This window comes from Bradyrhizobium sp. IC4059 (assembly GCF_020193615.1).
Taxonomy (GTDB): domain Bacteria; phylum Pseudomonadota; class Alphaproteobacteria; order Rhizobiales; family Xanthobacteraceae; genus Bradyrhizobium; species Bradyrhizobium yuanmingense.
This window is the reverse complement of the sequence record NZ_JADYVH010000008.1, coordinates 1-18,257: the sequence shown is the minus strand read 5'-3', so window position 1 is coordinate 18,257 and position 18,257 is coordinate 1. Positions and strand designations below refer to the sequence as shown.

14 protein-coding genes and 3 pseudogenes are annotated in these 18,257 nt (G+C 58.9%); 12 read left to right on the top strand and 5 right to left on the bottom strand.

Annotated elements, in window-relative coordinates; all coding sequences use genetic code 11:
• Positions 1 to 78 precede the first annotated feature (78 nt).
• The 3 genes from I6F12_RS24295 (at position 79) to I6F12_RS24280 (ending at position 4,838) form a co-directional block, all read left to right on the top strand.
• Positions 79 to 1,308, top strand: coding sequence for a CaiB/BaiF CoA-transferase family protein (locus I6F12_RS24295; protein ID WP_225157388.1), 1,230 nt, complete (start codon positions 79 to 81; stop codon positions 1,306 to 1,308).
• Between the two features lie 1,634 nt (positions 1,309 to 2,942).
• Positions 2,943 to 3,104 (top strand): transposase, encoded by a 162-nt coding sequence (gene tnpB, locus I6F12_RS37190; protein ID WP_249787047.1) that lies wholly within the window; start codon positions 2,943 to 2,945, stop codon positions 3,102 to 3,104.
• A 95-nt stretch (positions 3,105 to 3,199) separates the two neighbouring features.
• Positions 3,200 to 4,838, top strand: a protein-coding gene (locus tag I6F12_RS24280) for an IS66 family transposase (RefSeq protein ID WP_225157387.1) whose coding sequence is annotated in 2 segments (ribosomal slippage) — positions 3,200 to 3,762 and positions 3,761 to 4,838 — 1,641 coding nt in all. Because the reading frame shifts where the segments join, the coding sequence is not laid out codon by codon here.
• 340 nt (positions 4,839 to 5,178) lie between these two features.
• Here I6F12_RS24280 and I6F12_RS24275 read toward each other — a convergent pair.
• Together I6F12_RS24275 and I6F12_RS24270 are read right to left on the bottom strand one after the other, a co-directional pair.
• A complete protein-coding gene (locus tag I6F12_RS24275) occupies positions 5,179 to 6,918 on the bottom strand; it encodes an MFS transporter (RefSeq protein ID WP_225157386.1) in 1,740 nt (579 codons plus the stop codon).
• Positions 6,919 to 7,583: 665 nt separating this feature from the next.
• The gene (locus I6F12_RS24270) at positions 7,584 to 8,060 is read right to left on the bottom strand and encodes an Lrp/AsnC family transcriptional regulator (protein ID WP_225157385.1); all 477 of its coding nucleotides are present in this window, start codon (positions 8,058 to 8,060) and stop codon (positions 7,584 to 7,586) included.
• A gap of 155 nt (positions 8,061 to 8,215) precedes the next feature.
• Between I6F12_RS24270 and I6F12_RS24265 the strand changes: the two genes are divergently transcribed.
• From I6F12_RS24265 to I6F12_RS24240, 7 genes and pseudogenes are all read left to right on the top strand, one after another.
• Positions 8,216 to 9,730: an NAD-dependent succinate-semialdehyde dehydrogenase gene (locus tag I6F12_RS24265; RefSeq protein ID WP_225157384.1), complete on the top strand. Its 1,515-nt coding sequence runs from the start codon at positions 8,216 to 8,218 to the stop codon at positions 9,728 to 9,730.
• A gap of 11 nt (positions 9,731 to 9,741) precedes the next feature.
• Complete coding sequence (locus I6F12_RS24260; protein WP_225157383.1) at positions 9,742 to 11,130, top strand: aminotransferase; 1,389 nt, start codon at positions 9,742 to 9,744, stop codon at positions 11,128 to 11,130.
• A gap of 207 nt (positions 11,131 to 11,337) precedes the next feature.
• A pseudogene (locus I6F12_RS24255) lies at positions 11,338 to 11,787 on the top strand (PaaI family thioesterase).
• 258 nt (positions 11,788 to 12,045) lie between these two features.
• Entirely contained in the window at positions 12,046 to 12,435 is a 390-nt protein-coding gene (locus I6F12_RS24250; protein WP_225157382.1) for a transposase, read from the top strand.
• A 7-nt stretch (positions 12,436 to 12,442) separates the two neighbouring features.
• On the top strand, positions 12,443 to 12,700 hold the full coding sequence (tnpB, locus tag I6F12_RS24245) for an IS66 family insertion sequence element accessory protein TnpB (protein WP_345944177.1): 258 nt from the start codon (positions 12,443 to 12,445) through the stop codon (positions 12,698 to 12,700).
• Entirely contained in the window at positions 12,613 to 12,804 is a 192-nt protein-coding gene (gene tnpB / locus I6F12_RS37495; RefSeq protein ID WP_345944186.1) for an IS66 family insertion sequence element accessory protein TnpB, read from the top strand. Before tnpB (I6F12_RS24245) ends, tnpB (I6F12_RS37495) begins: the two co-directional genes overlap by 88 nt.
• Before the next feature lie 35 nt (positions 12,805 to 12,839).
• A pseudogene (locus I6F12_RS24240) lies at positions 12,840 to 14,421 on the top strand (IS66 family transposase); the annotation flags it as partial.
• 364 nt (positions 14,422 to 14,785) lie between these two features.
• On the opposite strand, the gene I6F12_RS24235 reads toward I6F12_RS24240, so the two are convergent.
• Together I6F12_RS24235 and I6F12_RS37185 are read right to left on the bottom strand one after the other, a co-directional pair.
• Complete coding sequence (locus I6F12_RS24235) at positions 14,786 to 15,805, bottom strand: ABC transporter ATP-binding protein (RefSeq protein ID WP_225157381.1); 1,020 nt, start codon at positions 15,803 to 15,805, stop codon at positions 14,786 to 14,788.
• 51 nt (positions 15,806 to 15,856) lie between these two features.
• Positions 15,857 to 16,324 carry a hypothetical protein gene (locus I6F12_RS37185; protein WP_249787046.1) on the bottom strand — a complete coding sequence of 156 codons (468 nt, stop codon included), beginning with the start codon at positions 16,322 to 16,324 and terminating at the stop codon, positions 15,857 to 15,859.
• Between the two features lie 209 nt (positions 16,325 to 16,533).
• On the opposite strand from I6F12_RS37185, the gene I6F12_RS37180 reads away from it, so the two are divergent.
• Positions 16,534 to 16,758, top strand: a complete 225-nt coding sequence (locus I6F12_RS37180; protein WP_249787045.1) for a hypothetical protein — start codon at positions 16,534 to 16,536, stop codon at positions 16,756 to 16,758.
• Positions 16,759 to 17,115: 357 nt separating this feature from the next.
• A pseudogene (locus tag I6F12_RS24215) lies at positions 17,116 to 17,577 on the top strand (ABC transporter permease subunit); the annotation flags it as partial.
• A 451-nt stretch (positions 17,578 to 18,028) separates the two neighbouring features.
• Here I6F12_RS24215 and I6F12_RS24210 read toward each other — a convergent pair.
• A partial coding sequence (locus I6F12_RS24210; protein ID WP_225157377.1) for a transposase occupies positions 18,029 to 18,257 on the bottom strand: 229 nt, incomplete at its 5' end.

Here is an 18,257-nt window from a genome sequence, read left to right as displayed (position 1 = left end):
GTCACTCCGATCCAAATACGATCAGAGTGCACGAATCGGCGGGGCAACGCCGCGGAGAATTCTAGGGAGACACCTTTTATGTCTGTTCTGCCACTTTCTGGCATCAAGATCCTTGACCTCACCCGCGTGCTTGCTGGGCCCTTGTCGGCCCAGATGCTGGGCGATCTCGGTGCGGAGGTGATCAAGATCGAGCGGCCCGGCACGGGCGACGACGCGCGCGCTTTCGGTCCGCCTTACCTGGCCGACCCCGAGGGCAAGGCCAACAACAACAATTCGTTCTATCTCTGCGCCAACCGCAACAAGAAGTCGGTCACCGTCAATATCGCCAAGCCGGAAGGGCAGGCGATCGTCCGCGAGCTCGCCAAGGACGCCCACGTCTTCATGGAGAACTACAAGGTCGGCGATCTCAAGCGCTACGGTCTCGACTACGAGACCATCAAGGCGATCAATCCCGGCATCATCTATTGCTCCGTGACCGGCTTCGGCCAGACCGGACCTTACGCGCCGCGCGCCGGCTACGACGCCATCCTGCAGGCGATGGGCGGCCTGATGAGCGTCACCGGCCATATCGACGGCGAGCCCGGCGAGGGCCCGATGAAGGTCGGCCCCTCGATCGTCGACTACATGACCGGCATGAACGCCTCGATCGGCATTCTCTCGGCGCTCTACCATCGCGATGCCAATGGCGGGCAGGGACAGCACATCGACGTCTGCCTGTTCGACACCGTGATCGCTTCGCTGTCGCACTGGCTGCAGATCTACCTCGTCAACGGCAAGACGCCGCCGCGCCGCGGCACCTGGGGCAATGGCGGCATGCCCGCCGGCGTGTTCCGCTGCGCCGACGGCGAGCTGATGCTGGTGGTCGGCAATGACGGCCAGTTTCAGCGCACCTGCGCCGTGCTCGGCGCGCCCGAGCTCGCAAGCGATCCGCGCTTCGTCAAGAACAACGACCGCGTCGTGCACGGCAAGGAGATCATGGCGATCTTCGCCGGCCTGTTCCTGAAGCAAAAGGTGTCCTACTGGTTGGAGAAGCTGGAGGAGGCCGGCGTGCCCTCGGGGCCGATCAACGATTTCGAGCAGGTGTTTTCCGATCCGCACGTCCAGTCGCGCGGCATGCGGGTCAAGGTGAACCATCCCTTCGAGCCCGATCTGTCGCTGGTCCGCAATGCGCTGACCTTCTCAGAGACGCCTATCACAGAGTACCGCGTCCCACCGCTGCTCGGAGAGAACACGCTGGAAGTCCTGGCGGACAAGCTTGGTTATGATGATGCCAAAATTGCAAAGCTGAAGCAAGCGGGGGCAATTTAGCCGGGGGTGCGTGAACGCGTAAGCCTGAGGCTGAGTACAAGATGCAACGAATATCCTCGCGAAATGATGACTGGAATGACTTGGGGTCATGCCAGGATTCCCATGCGCACACCTTCTGAACATCCCAATTTGCCAAGAGCGGCGTTGCTCACAAACTCGGCACATTGAGTAATGGCTGCCAGATCTGCGCGAGCTTTATTGGACGCTTGCGCGCGATCAGGCTTGGACTGACGGTGGTCTTATTGCCATGTCGCGGCTACATTCGTAGGTGTGTCGACCTAAATGATCAATAGTTGGCTGGAAATGAAGTCGACACGTCCGAGGTTGCCGCATCACCTGGCCGTCAGTTGACAAGCTGCTTGAAGGTCGGGAGTGTCTGTTGATCAGCGGACCGCGAGGGCTCTTCCGCTCTTCCGAGTGCAATTGGCTTGCTCATGAATCCGATCGGTCCGTGCGCTTGTTCCGGCGATGTTCGCCCGCCCGATCGCAGGATCGAGTGCGGCAGCATCAGGAGCGATCGGGCGCGGCGAGGACCGATCGTCAAGGTCATCATTCTTGCGAATAGCGCTGGCCCTGCCTGCCTTAGATAAGCTTAAACCATCACAGAGGGGAATTACGGCCGTATCCGTTCGGCGTAGGCCGCAGCGTCACCGCCTGAGCAGTTCAGGGTTTTGTTTGTAGAACTGTAGAACTTGGTGAGCTCGATCAGGGTGTCGATGCCGAAGTCGGTGAACGCCGAGACGCCGTCTTCTCCGACGCCATAGACCCAGATGGTAGGCGCTGTTCAGCGGCCACTTGCCGGATGACGCGACGATCTGCGAGTCTGCCGTCCGGTTTCCGCCGTTAGGTTTAGAATGGACACAGTGCATACTGCTATCACGGAGCCGGTGCGGCGGCTTGAGGTCTTCACCGGAGCCGGCCGTCGGCGAAAGTGGAGCGACAAGGCTCGGCAGATCGTGGCGAGTGGCGACTCGATGGTTCCGTGGCTCGACGGCAGGGATTGTCGCCGCAGCAGTTGTTTGGGTGGCGGCGTCAGTTGCTAGGTATCGCTCCGGCGAGGACCGCCTTGCGCTGTTTGATGGAGGATGAAGACATAGGCGTATGACTGACCATATGCCTATGCCGAAGGTTTCCCGACTTGAAGTCGTCTCGACAGGGGCACGGCGCCGTTGGACATTGGAAGAAAAGCAGCGGATCCTCACCGAGAGCTATGGCGGGTCGCGTCTGGTGTCGGTGACTGCGCGACGTAACGGGCTGTCGACAAGCCAATTGTTCACGTGGCGCCGGTTGGCGCGCGAAGGCAAGTTGAGCGGCCATGCCGCGCCGGTGCTTGTTCCGGTTGAGATCACGCCTACGGCGGCTCCGATCTCGAGTGGCGCGCCACAACCAATGTCTTCACCGCCTGCGCACCGTGCAAGGGCGGCATTGTCGAGATCGAGCTTGGCGGCTGTCGTGTTCGCGTTGACCGCGACGTCGATGTTGAGGCGCTGCAGCGGGTTCTTGAGATTCTGAGACGGCGATGATCCCGATCCCGAGCGGCGTCAGGGTCTGGATCGGCACCGGCCACACCGACATGCGCCGCGGAATGCAAAGCCTACCGCTTGCGGTCCAGGAGAGCTTGAAGCGCGATCCTCATGCTGGCGATCTCTACATCTTCCGGGGGGCGCCGCGGCGATTTGCTCAAGATCCTCTGGCATGACCGGCTTGGCATGTCGCTCTACGCCAAGCGCCTGGATCGCGGCAAGTTCATCTGGCCGTCGGCGTCGGACGGATCGACTGGCGGAATCCGCAATTGACCGGGCGGCCGCAAAGCGCTGGCTAAGCGCAGAATCTGAAGCTTCTTGCATTTTAGGGAGTCCCATCGCGTCCAATCTGTGATTCACTGCGTCTCATGGATGCCGACCGCGACGCTGCTCCGGATGACGTTGCCGCCCTGAAGAAGGCGCTGGCAGTCGGGCGCGCGAAGGGTCTGGAGATCGCCGCTGAACTTGCGGTCGCCCGCGCGAAAGCGTCGGAAGATGAAGCGCTGATCGCGCAGCAGAAGCTGCAGATTGCCAAGCTAAGGCATCAGATCTACGGCCAGCGGTCGGAGCCTTCGTCGCGCCTGATCGAGCAGTTGGCGCTGACGTTCGAGGAGCTGGAAGTCGACGCCACCGAGGACGAGCTTGCGGCGGAACGGGCGGTGGCCAGAACGACGACGGTGCGGGGATTTACACGTAAGCGGGCCGAGCGCCAGACCTTCCCCGAGCACCTTCCCCGGGAACGCGTGGTAATCGATGGACCTTCGGCTTGTGAATGTTGCGGCAGCAGCCGCCCGAGCAAGCTCGGCGAGAACGTGACGCTGGAAGAGGCGCCGCGCCAGTGGAAGGTGATCGAGACGGTCCGAGAGAAGTTCTCCTGTCGCAACTGCGAGAAGATCACCCAGGCGCCGGCACCGTTCCATGCCGTCCCCGGGGATGGGCTGGCCGAGCCTGTTGGCCATGATCATGTTCGAGAAGTTCGGTCAGCATCAGCCCTTGAACCGCCAGGCCGAGCGCTACGTGCTGGAAGGCGTGCCGATCGCACTGTCGACCATGGCAGATGCCGTAGGCGCAGTCTGTGCCTCGCTGGATCCCCTGCTGCACCTGCTGGAAGCCCATGTTATGAGGGCCAAGCGCCTTCATGCCGATGATATGACCGTGCCGGTGCTGGCCAAGGGCAAAACCGATACGGGACGATGCTGGATCGTCCGGGATGACCGGCCATTTGGGGGCACGGATCCGCCGGCGGCGATATTCTATTCCTCACGCGACCGCAAGGGCGAGCATCCTCAGGGGCATTTGGCGGGGTATGCCGGCATCCTGCAGGCCGACGCCCATGACGGGTATAACCAGCTCTATTTGGCGGGACGCCAGCCAGGCCCAATCCGGGGGGCTGCCTGCTGGTCGCATGGACGGCGCCCGTTCTTTGCTATGGCCGACATCGAAGAGAATGCCCGGCGCAAGGCCGGCGGCAAGAAGGAAATCCCGCTCTCTCCGATAGCGATCGAGGTCGTGCGGAGGATCGATGCACTGTTGGAGATCGAGCGCTCCATCAACGGCAAGAGTGCCGAGGAGCGCCTCGAGGTGCGGCAGACGCTGAGCCGGCCCGTGGTCGAGGACCTCCAGGGCTATATGCGGGAGCAGCTTGCCAAGCTGTCTCGGGGGCACGACCTGGCCAAGGCGTTCAACTATATCCTGAAGCGATGGGCGAGCTTTACGCTGTTCCTTCAGGATGGCCGCGTGTGCCTCTCCAACAATGCCGCCGAAAGGGGCTTGCGAGGCATCGCTCTTGGACGGAAGTCCTGGCTGTTCTGCAGCTCTGATCGCGGAGGGCGGCGCGCCGCAGCTATGTACAGCCTTATCGTCACGGCAAAGATGAACGGCATCGACCCGCAGGCATGGCTTACGGATATCCTTGCCCGCATCGCCGCCCATCCGGCTCATCGGCTGGACGAACTTCTGCCCTGGAATTGGACGCCGGCATATGCGTTCTCCGCTCGAGCGGCATGACCACCCACGTCAACAAACTCCATCACGTCACCACCATCACCCAGGTCGCAAAGGACCTCGGTGAAGACACAATGCGAGTAGGGGGCCCGCTCATTTGAGCGGTCGCGTCATCGATTTCGAGGCGCGCCGGCGTGTGCCAAATCCTCAGGTCCAACTTTGAGATGATCCCTTGATTCCGAAAAGACCTCGTGCCGACCGCCACTTGTTCCGTATTCAACTGGTTCTCTAACTCTAACGCCAACAGTTCGAACGCCAAGAAAGACTATGGCTTCCTGACGTGCTCGTCGGCCTCCCCATGAGGTGCAATCCGCCCATTAGTGATGACCGACCACCACGCCGATTACGGCGTTCTTTGCTTTTGCTCAAACTTGCTCCTCGCGGGGTCCGCTTCGGCCAACTCGTCAACTCCGATCAGCCCTTGGCCGCGCACCAATTCCTTCGCAGCGCGATCAGGCTCATCTTCGTTTCGGCGCACCGATCCGAACGGGCGCTCGAGCATGCGGCGGACGCGTATGGGTTCGGGACCAACGTGGAAGGCCGCTGCCTGTCCATCTAGGGCACGCTCCGACTGCGTCGGGCGATTGCGCTGTCGTAGATAATCTAGCCATGTTGGACAGTGATAACGCTCAGTCCAAAGCTCGGGGTCGGCGATATCGCGCGCAATAGACCAGCCATAGGCGCCGGTGCGCTGACGCACTAGCTGTACGTCCTGCATCACACTGTGAAACACCCGCGCATTCTCTCGCGAAACGCGGTATTCAATCTCGACCACAAGCGGGCCGCTGCGCCCGGAAAGTTCGAGCTTCACTTCGGGATCGGCCAACATTTCGGCTTCTTGCTGACGAGCTCTGATGCGTGGCATGGGCAGCCAGAGGCCCAAGATCGGAGTTACCAGCATTAAAGCAGCCGAAATAAGGAGGGTCGTCTGTACCCCCGTGACATCGGCTAGATAGCCCCATGCCCAGCTGCCGACGGCAATTCCGCCGGATCCTGCCGCCTGGTAGGCCGCGAGCGATCGACCAGCGACCCAACGCGGCGCCGCCAACTGCAGCCCAATGTTAAACAGCGCCCACGCGATCATCCACACGGCGCCAGCAAGGAAAAGCGCCACCGCCGTCAACACTGGCACGCCGCTCAGGGCTACTGCTGTAATCGCCCCGCCCATCGAAAGCGCACAGGCGCGGATTGCCGCCTCGCCACCCATGCGCTTGCGCAGCTCCGTGATGTTGAGTGCTCCAAGCACCGCGCCGAGACCAAAGGCGCTAAGCATGGTGCCATACGTTTGAACGCCACCGTGCAGCAGGTCGCGAGCGACAAGGGGCATGAGCGCGATAACCCCGCCGCCGATCACGGCCATCACCATCGAGCGAATCATCACGATCGTGATCGACGGCGAATTAATAATATAGCGCATACCTGAAACAATGGCGCGGCTAAGCCTCTCGGGCGGCAAACGACTCGGCGCAGCGGTGCGCTTCCATAGGAACAGCGCGACGATCAATGGAAGATAAAGCAAGGCATTGAGCGCGAATGCAGCGACCGCACCCGCGGTTGCAACGACGATGCCGCCTATGGCGGGCCCAACGCTTCTTGCAATATTGTAGCTGATGCTGTTCAGCGCCACTGCTGCTGGAAGCGTTTCGAAGGGCACTTGCTCGCTGACCGAGGATTGCCAGGCCGGATCCATCAGGGCCATGCCGGTGCCGACTACGAAGCACAATGCCAGTAACAAATTCGGCGTGATCAAGTCGAGGCAAGCGAGTGCTGTCAGTGCGGACGCGCCGGCGAGCGCGATACCGCCCGAGACCAGCGCAACCGTCCGCCGGTCGTGCATGTCGGCAATCGCCCCGGCGGGCATAGAGATCAGCATGACCGGCAGCATCAGAGCTGTCTGCACTAACGCGACCTTGTCGGCCGACGATGTCATCTGCGTCATTGCCCAAGCAGCACCGACACTCCGAATGAGAGCGCCGAGATTTGCGAGCACGCTCGCCAGCCAGATGCGCCGAAAGGTCGGAAAGCGAAGCGGCGCGGTGATGCCATCAGCACTAAACGTCTTCGGCTTGGAGGAATTCGTCATCTCGGCCCCTGCTTCGCATCGGAAGGATCGACCCAGCCGTTAACGGGACAAAGGCTTCGCTGGCGAACGGCCAGACACGTGATCTGATTTGCTTATCTCGACTACGAAGGCCGCAAGGCAACAGCCAACGCCGACTGAAATAGCCGTGGATCACGATCCCGCCCCCCTCGTGCACGGGAGCTCGTCGGCCGCCACTTGAGGGTAAGCGCCAACGAGCTGCGCCACTTGGCTGTCAATGCCCCTGACAGAGCTGTGAGGCAGCGATGTGGCACGCTCTCGGTAAGCTGACCCACGTCAGTGGCGGTATAGTCCAGTCGCCGCGATCCTGACGTAGTCATTGATAGCGTCGGCGAGCAGGGGGCATGCGCCCCGCCGCCACGGTCTGCCGGAGCAAGTCGAGCCACTTTGTGCAGGGAACCGAAAAGGAATTTCCGCCAAGTTCTTGTATTTTGCATCGTCTCGTTACAGTGAATGGCTCATGCGATCGCTTGGCAAGCCACTTGATCGAGCTGGATTGCTTCGAAAGATCGATCCGAAAGGGAGCCGGCCAAGAGAGCGGGTGACCAAATAAGGTAAAGCATCGCGGCGATTGTTTTTGGCGTTATCTGGGAGTGAACGATGAAAAACCGCGTTGGTCTAAACACAAGGCGGACGAACGCGTCGGGTCAATCGTTGGACGGAGACTCAATCGGAATGGCAAAACCTGTCTTCACACGATCCATGATGACCATCGTTTTGAAACCTTTGATATCCGAGTTCTCATAGAAGAATCGGCGTGTGAACTGCTCATAATCCTCCATGGTACGGGCGGTTATGTAGAGAACAAAATCGGCATCGCCGGTGACGTAGAATCCGTTGACGACTTCAGCCGACGATTTGATGGCCTTCTTGAACCTGTCGATGATGTCCGAACGCTCTCGCTCGAGGCTCACCAGCACAAGCATCTGGATAGGCCTTCCCACCGCTCTCGCTGAAACGATCGATACGTCGGCTTCGATTATTCCGTCCGAGCGGAGTCGCTTTAGCCGGCGCTGACACGCCGTAGCAGAAAGCCCAGCCATTTCGCCGATAACCTCCGATGTCAGACGGTTGTTCTTCTGTACGATCTCAAGAATGCGAGCGTCGATCCGGTCGTATTGCATGATGTGCTCCAGCCTCCAGGTGCATTCCGTCGCAAGATGCGTGAGTGCCGCAGGAAATCCTCCGAGCCGCGGGGAAATGCGACGTAAATCTCTGTAGACTATCAGTATCCTGATTGCATGGACGATTTCAACATTTGACCGTGCGGGACCCACAAATGACGCTTCAAACGACTCGGCACAAAAGCCCTCAGTCGGCCGGTCTTGCTACTCGGTATCTGAAAAACCTGCGCCGGCGCGACTTCCTCGCAGGGGCGGCATTTGTCGAGGGCCAATGGCAAGCCGAAGGACAACGAGATCCTGTGATCGACCCCGCGACCGGGGAGGAGATCGCGCATGTTGCTCGTTGCGGTGCCGCAGAGATGGAGATGGCAATTGCCGCGGCTGAGCGGTCGTTTCCCGCCTGGCGAGCATTGTTGCCGGCAAGAAGAGGGACGTTTCTTAGGTCTTGGGCTTCATTGATGCTCGAGCACGCCGAAGAGCTCGCAATCTTGGTGACAAGCGAACAGGGGAAGCCCCTCGCCGAGGCGCGCCAAGAAATTACGTATGGCGCTAGCTTTCTTGAATGGTTCGCAGCAGAGGGGGAGCGCGCCTACGGGGAGACGATTCCTAGCCACAAGGCAGGAAGTTTGCTTCAAGTGCGAATGCAGCCGATAGGTGTCGCGGCGGCAATCACACCGTGGAATTTTCCTATTGCCATGATCACGCGAAAGGCGGGGGCGGCTCTTGCTGCCGGTTGTCCGATTATCGTGAAGCCTGCTCCCGAAACGCCACTCTCTGCGCTGGCCCTCGCAAGATTGGCCGAACAGGCTGGATTTCCGCCCGGCGTGCTCCAGGTGCTCGTCGGTGATCCGGTAGAGCTTTCGGCCTCGCTCTTGGACGATACGAGGGTACGCGCTCTATCATTTACAGGTTCTACGGAAATCGGTCGTCTGCTCCTGAAGGGAGCCGCCGATAGCGTCAAGAAAGTATCTCTAGAATTAGGTGGCCACGCCCCTTTTCTGGTCTTTGATGACGTCGATCTTCAAAAGGCTGTCCAGGGCGCAATAGCGGCGAAGTTTGCAACGTCGGGCCAGGATTGTTTGGCTGCCAACCGCATCTATGTGCAAAGAGGCATCTATGGGGCCTTCGTTCACACATTTGCGGCTGCTATGGCCCAACTCAGAGTTGGGCATGGTTTGGAGTCCACAACGGACATTGGACCGATGACGAAGTTATCGGTCGCCGGAAAATGCAGGTCCCAAATCAATGATGCGATGAAGAAGGGGGCGCGAGTTTTCGCGACGAAACATGACTCAAGCCTAGGCCAAAACTTCGTTGCTCCAACGCTGCTCAGCGAAGTCACGGAGGACATGCTGATCGCTCGCGAAGAAACTTTTGGGCCTGTCGCAGCAGTACTTCCCTTTGATTCCGAAGAAGAGGCGATTACCCGAGCCAACGAAAATGAGATGGGACTGGCAGGATACGTCTACACGGACAGCCTGCGCCGAGCGCTGCGGCTTTCTGAGCGAATCGAATGCGGCATGCTCGGCATCAATACAGCCTCATTCACTGGGCCGCCTATTCCTTTCGGTGGCTGGAAGCAGTCGGGGCTTGGTCGAGAAGGCTCTCGTCACGGCTTAGCGGAATACATGGAACTTAAATACGTTTGCTTCGGCGATCTGGCGGCTTAGGAGAAAAAAAGATGACCGACATCAAGACCATTGCCGAACGGGATCGCTCTAGCGTCCTGCATCCCTTCACTCAGCTCAAGGACTTTGCCACCGGTAAAATCGGCGATCCGACGATCGTCACTGGCGGAAAAGGCATTCGCATCAAGGACGCAGAAGGCCGCAGCTATATCGACGCCTTTGCCGGCCTTTATTGTGTAAACATCGGTTACGGCCGTACCGAGGTAGCCGAAGCCATCGCGCGTCAAGCTTACAACCTGGCATATTACCACACATACGCGGCGCACACGACCGAAGAACTAGCTACGCTTTCGGATCGCCTTGTACGAATGGCTCCTGGTAAGGCAAGCAAAGTGTTCTTCGGGTCGTCCGGATCGGACGCCAACGAGACTCAAGCCAAGCTCGTCTGGTACTACAACAACCTACGTGGTCAGCCTAAGAGGAAGAAGATTATTTCGCGCGAGCGAGGCTACCATGGCTGTTCAGTGATTTCCGGCTCGATGACCGGCATGTCGTTCTACCATGATCACATGGACCTTCCTTTCCCTGGCATTCTGCAAACAGGCACGCCTCATCACTATTGGGGGGCTGAAGCGGCCGAAACAGAAGAGGATTTTTCTCGGCGGCGCGCCAGCGAGCTCGAAGAGCTGATTGTGAGGGAGGGGCCCGAAACGGTCGGTGCCTTCATCGCCGAGCCGGTGCTTGGCACAGGCGGTATCACGCCGCCGCCTGCGGGCTACTGGCGCGAGATTCAGGCCGTCCTGAATCGATACGACGTTCTTTTAATCGCCGATGAGGTAATTTGTGGTTTCGGCCGTACCGGCGCGGACTTCGGAAGCACGCTCTACGGGATCAAGCCAGATCTTGTGACAGTTGCCAAAGGGCTGACGTCTGGGTACATGCCGCTCTCCGGAGCTATCGTTGGCAAAAAAGTCTACAAGGTGATGGAGGAGGCGGCCGATCGCGTCGGAGCATTCTCGCATGGATATACCTACTCCGGCCATCCAATCGCGGCAGCCGCGGCCAATGCCGTTCTCGATATCGTCGAGAAGGAGCGACTGAGCGACCGCGCAAGAACCGTCGGCGCGCACTTTCAGCAGCGGCTCAAAGAGCGTTTCGCACAATTGGAAATCGTCGGAGAAGTTCGCGGCGTGGGCTTACTCGGTGCAATCGAGTATGTTGCCGATCGTCAGACGAAGCGGCGATTCGATCCGGAGCTGAAGGTCGGTGCCCGCATCTCGAAGGCGGCTCGCGATCGCGGGCTTATTGCACGAGCGATGCCGCATGGAGACATTCTTGGCTTTGCACCGCCCCTGGTTGTTTCCGAGGCGGAGATTGATGAGATTGTTGAGGTGGCCTATCAAGCAACCAAACAGGTGATGGACGAGCTGGCTCACAAATAGGAAGTCTCGTGAGTGCAGAAGTGTGCCTTCTGGCGCCGCCGCGATGGGCAAGCTACCTTCCTTAGAAAGTTGCTCCATGCGAGGCGGCAAAACGTCTCGCCTGCTTTCGGGTGACGGGGCGCATTCGAATGCGAGCTGTTTAAGCCGCAAATTGCTTACAGAGGTCGGTCGCGAATCTAGTGAAGCATAATTTGAAGGTGTACATTCTTGCACACGGCCAGGACAGATGATCGTTCCCCTGATCTAAGCGGCTTTGAGGGTGAATTCGCAGGGTGGCGAACCTGGAGCGACGACACCTTCGAAATGCAGAGCGGCCCGTTCTGGCATCGGAGCGAGTCGGACGGCTCAATTCGATGCGCCTTTTGGGCCCAGAAGAAGCATCTGAACTCCTCTAGCAGCGGCTGTGTTATGACGTTCGCTGACTACTGCCTCTTTGCGGTCGCCGCGCCCGTGCTTCATGGGACGGGCGTAACAGTCGATTTCGCCTGTCAGTTTCTGGACCCGGACAGGAAGGCGACCTCATCTCGGTACCGGTGAAGTCACGCGAGCCGGCCGCTCGTTGATCTTCGTGCGCGATCAACTGACGGTTGGAGAAGACGGGCCTTGTTTACCTTCTCTGGCACGATCAAGCGCGCAAGGAAGAGGATCGTAGCATAGCTTGGCTCCCCTTCTTGCCTTATACGGCTGAAGCTGCGGCTTGAATTGCTGAAGAATATGCGACCGTATCGATAGACTAAGTGTGCGACCAAATGGGCCTCAGCATTGTCTTTTGATTGCGACGTTGATCGCGAAGACCGGACGCTAAGGGAGCGACGAGTTGTTGCGCGTCGATGCTTCGTATCCCTCCATTGAGGGCCGCCTTGCCTGATGAGCGGGATCGCTTCAGGTCCTAGGTGTAATCCTAGGAGAAGCGCTATGACGATTTCGAGGGCGGAGGTAATCCCATCGGTCGAACGGCGGCGTCGGTGGTCGCAGGAGGAGAAGGAACGGCTCGTTGCAGCATCGCTGGAGCCCGGAGCGAGTGTTTCCGAGCTAGCTCGCGTGGCTGGCCTGCATGTCATCCAGCTGTTCAGGTGGCGCAAAGAGCTTTGCAAGCACGCTGAAGCGAGTATAGCGCCCTTCGTGCCGGTCGAGATTGGGCCGTCTGTGCCGCGGCGGGAGGTAGCCGAAGCACCATTGGCGACGACATCGGGGCATCGAGGGAAAAGCCAAGGCATCATCGAGATTAATCTTGGTACCGGGCACCGCATCCGGGTGGATGGCGACGTTGATGCGACGCGCTCCGTCGTATTCTTGATGCTTTAGTGCACCGATGATCCCGGTTCCGACGGGCGCGCGAGTGTGGCTGGCGACAGGCCACACGGATATGCGCCGAGGCTTTCCGTCGTTGGCGCTCCGAACGCAGGAGGTGCTGCACAAGGACCCGCTCAGCGGTCATCTGTTCGTCTTCCGTGGTCGGCGCAGCAATCTGGTGAAGATGATCTGGCACGATGGCCTGGGGCATGCCTGTTCACTAAGAGACTCGGGAGAGGACGGTTCGTCTGGCCATCGGTTGCGGGCGAAGCTGTGACGATCTCGTCGGCTCAGATGAGCTACCTGTTGTCCGGAATCGATTGGCGCAACCCGCAAGAAAATCATCGTCCGACGCGTGTCGGACAGCCGTTTTTGGTTTGAATCTGCTGCTTGATCTGATTCAATGGCTTCATGATATCGAATCCGGACGACCTTCCGTCGATCTTGTCAGTGCCTTGGCGGCGCTGCAAGCCGAGCGTGAGGCCGGGCTGCGAGCTGAGGCGATGGCTGCCAGCGCGCTGGGAGGAGCTGTCGGACAACGCGGCGATTATCGCGCATCTTGAGCTGCGAATTGAGAAGCTCAAACGCGAACTGCACTGGCAGCGATCCGAGCGCTCGGCACGGCGCTCAAGCAGTTGGAGATGAGCTCGAGGAACTCGTCACCTCGGAGAGCGAGGATGAGCTTGCCGCACAGGCGGCGGCGGCGAAGACGCAGAACGTCCGTCCCTTCATGCGTAAGCGGCCGGTGCGCAAGCCGTGGCCGAATGATATCGAACACGAGCGCGTCGTCGTTGAAGCTCCAAAGACCTGCACCTGCTACGGTGGATCGGGGCTGGTGAAGGTCGGCGAGGATGTGACCAAGACGCTGGAGGAGATTCCGCGCCGCTTCAAGGTCATCGAGACGATACGCGAGAAGTTCACCTGCCGTGATTGCGAGAAGATCAGCCAGTCGCCTGCGCCGTTCCATGCCACGCCGAGTGGCTTCATCGGCCCACAATTGTTGGCGACAATCCTGCTCGACAAGTTCGGCAGGTATATCCCGCTCAACCGCCACAGCGTGCGCTTTAAGGCCAAGAGAATCGCTTTGCCGCTATGGACGCTGGCCGACCAGATCGGCCACGGAACTTTTGCGGTCATGCCGCTCTTCCACATGATCGAGCGTCATGTGCTTGCGGCCGAGCGCCTTCATGGCGACGATACCACCATCCGCATCCTGGCGAAGGGCAAGTGCACGAGCGGCCGGATCTGGACTTATGTGCGGGATGACCGGCCGTTCGCCGGGCCCGCGCCGCCGGCAGCGATCTATTACGCCTCGAGCGACCGACGAGGCGAGCATCCTCAGAAGCATCTGGCGGTCTTTGCCGGCATCCTGCAACCCGATTGCTACAACGGTTTCGACCCGCACAAGAAGACAGTGCCCATTACACCGGCGTATTGCTTTGCCCACGCCCGGCGAGGCTTCTTCGAGCTGGCCGACATCGAGAAAAATGCTCGGGAAGACAAGAAGGGAAAGCCGGTCTCCCCGATCGCACTGGAGGCGGTCAGGCGGCTGGACGCGTTGTTCGAGATCGAGCGTGCCATCAACGGCTGTGACGCTGAGGACCGGCGCGCCCTCCGCCAGGAACGGAGCAAACCGCTTCTTGAAGACATGCACGCCTGGCTGCTGCGCGAGCGCGAAACCCTCTCGCGCTCGTCCCAAGTCCTGAAACATATCTACTACATACTCAGGCGTTGGGAGGGCTTCGCCCGCTTCCTCGACGATGGCAGGATCTGCTTGACCAATAATTGCGCTGACGCGCATTGAGAGGCATCGCCTTGGGAAGGCGCAACTGTACCTTCGCTGGCAGCCTGCGTGGTGCCGACCGTGCCGCCATCATGCTGACGATGATCACGACGTGTCGTCTCAATGACGTCGACCCAAAGGCATGGCTTCCCGACGTCCTCGCCCGTATCGCCGATCTTCCTACATCACGGCTGCATGAACTGCTGCCCTGGGATGGAAGCTTCTGCGCCAAGCCGCCAAATCCGACGATCAGCAAGCAGCCTGATCTTCACCCAACGCCATCACATACAGCTCGCCGTGCACGCGTCAATCTGGCGGCATTCCTCGTAGGCGTACCGTGCTTCGACCTTGTGAAAGCTCATGCAGAAGAGATTTCCCTCAAGTGCGAACTAAACCCTGCAGGATCCGCCCACATTGCGCATTGTCAACCTGGATGACTAATTCTCGGTAGCATCTGTACGATCAAGATATCTCTGGCGCCTTATTCCACAATGACACCTGAATCAGCAGGCGGCCGGCCCATCCAAGGCTCTGCCGGCGCTTCTGTGGCGACCGTGGCCGCCGTTAGGACCATCCACCCTAAAAGACAAGAACGTCCGACACCGAAAAGCGTGCACACACCGGTTGCCCAGGCGCAACTCCCGGCGTTCTCGCGGCATTCTTGCGGATCGCCAGCAGCCTGCCTTTGTCGGGCAGCTCGACCACGACATGCACGTCGGCTCCAAGACGCGCCACATCGAGCACCACACCTCTCAAAACGTTGTGCTCTGCGTCTTGAGGCGGCTCTGGTGCGGCGTCCTCCAATAACTCAATATTCTCCGGTCGCACGCAGAGATCGGCAGTGCTGTGGTGGTCCGATTGGGACGATCGTGGTCGAATCTCAACGCCACCATTGGTGACGAAGACGCTGAGGCCCTCATTCGAACGGCCGGTTCGCGCTCCATTGAACCAGTTTGACCTTCCTACTAACTCGGCGACAAATTTGTCGGCCGGGCTCTCGTAAATCTGCGTCGGCGTCCCACGCTGAATGATCCTGCCCGAATGCATGACGATAACTTCGTCGCCCAAGCTCAGGGCTTCTTCTTGATCGTGCGTGACAACGATGGTGGTGGCGCCGACAGATCTGAGAATCTCCTCCAGCTCGATGCGCAGTTCGAGACGAAGCTTGGCATCGAGTGCGGATAAGGGTTCGTCGAGAAGAACAATTTTAGGATCCGTTGCGAGCGCTCGGGTGAGCGCAACACGCTGCTGCTGTCCGCCGCTTAGCTGATTGGGATATCTGGTCTCCATACCGGACAGTTGTACAAGCGACAACATCTGCCTGACACGAGACGGTATTGCCGCAGCCGAAGATCCTCGGTACCGCAATCCGTAGGCGACGTTCTGAACCACCATGTGAGGAAAAAGTGCATAATCCTGAAACAGCAGCCCTACATTCCGCTCATAAGGCCTCAACTGCCCAACGTCCTCGCCCGCGATTCGGACGGTCCCGCCATCTGGCGCGGTGAAACCGGCAATGATGCGCAGGGTCGTTGTCTTGCTGCAGCCGCTTGGCCCCAGAAGAGAAAGGACCTTTCCTTGCTCGATATTCAGAGACACATCGTCAACCGCGGTGAAACCGCCGGACGTCTTTCAATTCAAGAACATTCATCACCGAGACCGATAGGTTCCATATCCAATTGTTCGCTCGAGCCCGAGGACGCGGTCCAGCACGATCAGCAGAACAAGCGTAAGGCCCATCAGCGCCACGGCGGCCGTTGCGATCGTGAGATCAAAGCTAGATCTGATCAAACTCGTGAGCGCAACGGGCAGCGTGTACGTGTTGAAGTCACTCAGGAATAAGCTGATCGCCACGTCTCCATCGATGTCGCAAAGGCAAAAATTGCACCAGCGGCAATGCCGTTCTTGGCGAGCGGCAAAGTGACTGTGAAGAACACTTGACGCTCGTTCGCACCAAGGGATAATGCGTGCCTCACGAAGCGTCTCACTAAGCCCGGAAGGCCAACCAGCGTCATTCTTAAAGACCGGAAGCAGATCGAAGCGCGAAAGCAACATGAGCAGGCCAAAGCCAATGATGACTCCCGGCAGAACGAGAGGTGAGAGAAACGTAGTCGTCACTAGGTCGCGCCATCGTGGAGACATCCAGCTGATCGCGAGAGCTTGCCAACGCTCCGATTACAGTTGCGGCGACGGTCGTTGTAGCTGCCAGTAGCAGGCTCGTATTGAATGCTCGCCACAGATAGTTGTTTTCGAACAGCTGGACGAACCATTGCGTCGACAGCTCTGTCGGAGGGAAAGGGCCAATATAGTCGCGCGCTTCGAAAGCCATGAAGATGGTTGCAATCACCGGGAACAACAAGAAAAGTGCTGTTATGACGATGATGGCGGCTACGCCGATGGCAAGAATGGCATCAGCGGGTTCGCTTGCGAAGCACCGCTTTCGAGCGCGCAACGTCTTTCTTCCCGAACGCCGTTTTCGCGCTGATCGTTTCGTTGCTGTTGAGAATCTTATTCTGACGCTCGTTCAAGTGACGTCGCCAGTCTGGACATGACGAAAATCAGAAGTAATGAAAGGGCCATCATGACGATCGAAATCGCCGCGCCGCTTGGATAATTGGCGATTTCGCTAAATCGACTGTTGATGAGATTCGAAATGAATAGCACGCGTCCTCGCCCCAAGACCCAAGGTATCACAAAGGCGCTTACGCCAAGGGTCATCGAAATCAAGAACGCAGAGACAACTCCGCGGATGCACAGAGGTATTGTTCCCTTGAGATGAGATATTAGCGCCGAGGCACCAAGTGACCGAGCCGCTTCAGTCAAGCGCGGTTGAGGTTTTGTATCGCTCCGATCAGGATCAGAATCGACATGGGTATGGCAAGTGAAACAATCCCGCGACGATGACGAAATTGAATTTCTTCTATGCCGATCTCGGGCTGCTAAACAGCTATACGGGCCTTATCCTGGCGCACACGGCAGTAGCTACGCCATTCGTCGTCATTATTGTGACGGCTACCTTGACAGGTTTTGACCTCTCACTGACTCGGGCGGCTGCCGGACTCGGAGCGCCCCCGATAACTGTCTTCTTCAAGATAGTCCTGCCGCTCATTCTGCCAGGCATGATTTCGGGTGCGCTCTTTGCCTTTCTTACCTCATTTGATGAAGTGGTGATCGCACTTTTTGTGGCCGGTGCCGAGCAACGTACGTTGCCGAGAGTCATGTTCTCCGGCATCCGCGAGGAGATTAGTCCAACAATCATGGCTGCCGCCACGGTACTGACCTTGATTTCGATAATCGTGCTAACCACGGTCGAACTTCTGCGCCGACGCTCCGAGCGGCTGCGTGAGTCTGATGTTCCTGTCGCAGGTTGACCTCGCAAGCACCTAGTCGAATGGGGTGGCGTGATCCCGGCGAGACCGGCCGGGCGGAGACCTTCTCCACCCTCGGCTCCATAAGCCCAGGTCGGTAGCAAAGGCTCGTCTTGGTTCTACCCGTCGCTAACCCGAGGCTGCTTCCCATCTACTTTGAAAAATCATGCGTAGACAACAAGTAATAAGCTGCTTTCTGCCCGGTTATGGGGAGGCGTGGCAGGAAAACAACTGCCGTTCCGATTAGAAAGGACATGCAGACGGATCAATGCCCCGAGGAACCACGCCTATGAAGCAATCTGATCTCGCCGCGAATCACTGTAAGCGGCAAAGAGATCCGACCTGGCGGAGTGGGCGATCGATCGGCTATGGGTTGCGGAGTCTATGAGCCGATGTGAGCTTCTATGTCTGCGCCTAGTTCTGAAACTATAACCTTTGACCTTGCCCCCAAGTTTTATCCAGTCCTGAGTTCGCTCCGGCTGTTGGATTGGCCCGGTTGGGCGGTGGTAGCGACGGGAGCTGGCGCGGAGCCATCGGCATAGCGCAGCGCCAGATTCCGTCGCGGGTTGCAGGTGAAGGCGAACTCCGATGGTGTTTTCCATCCGAGTTGCGAGTGAGGTCGCGTATCGTTGTAGTCGGCCCGCCAATGTCCGAGTTCGACTCGGGCCTGGCCCAGCGACGTG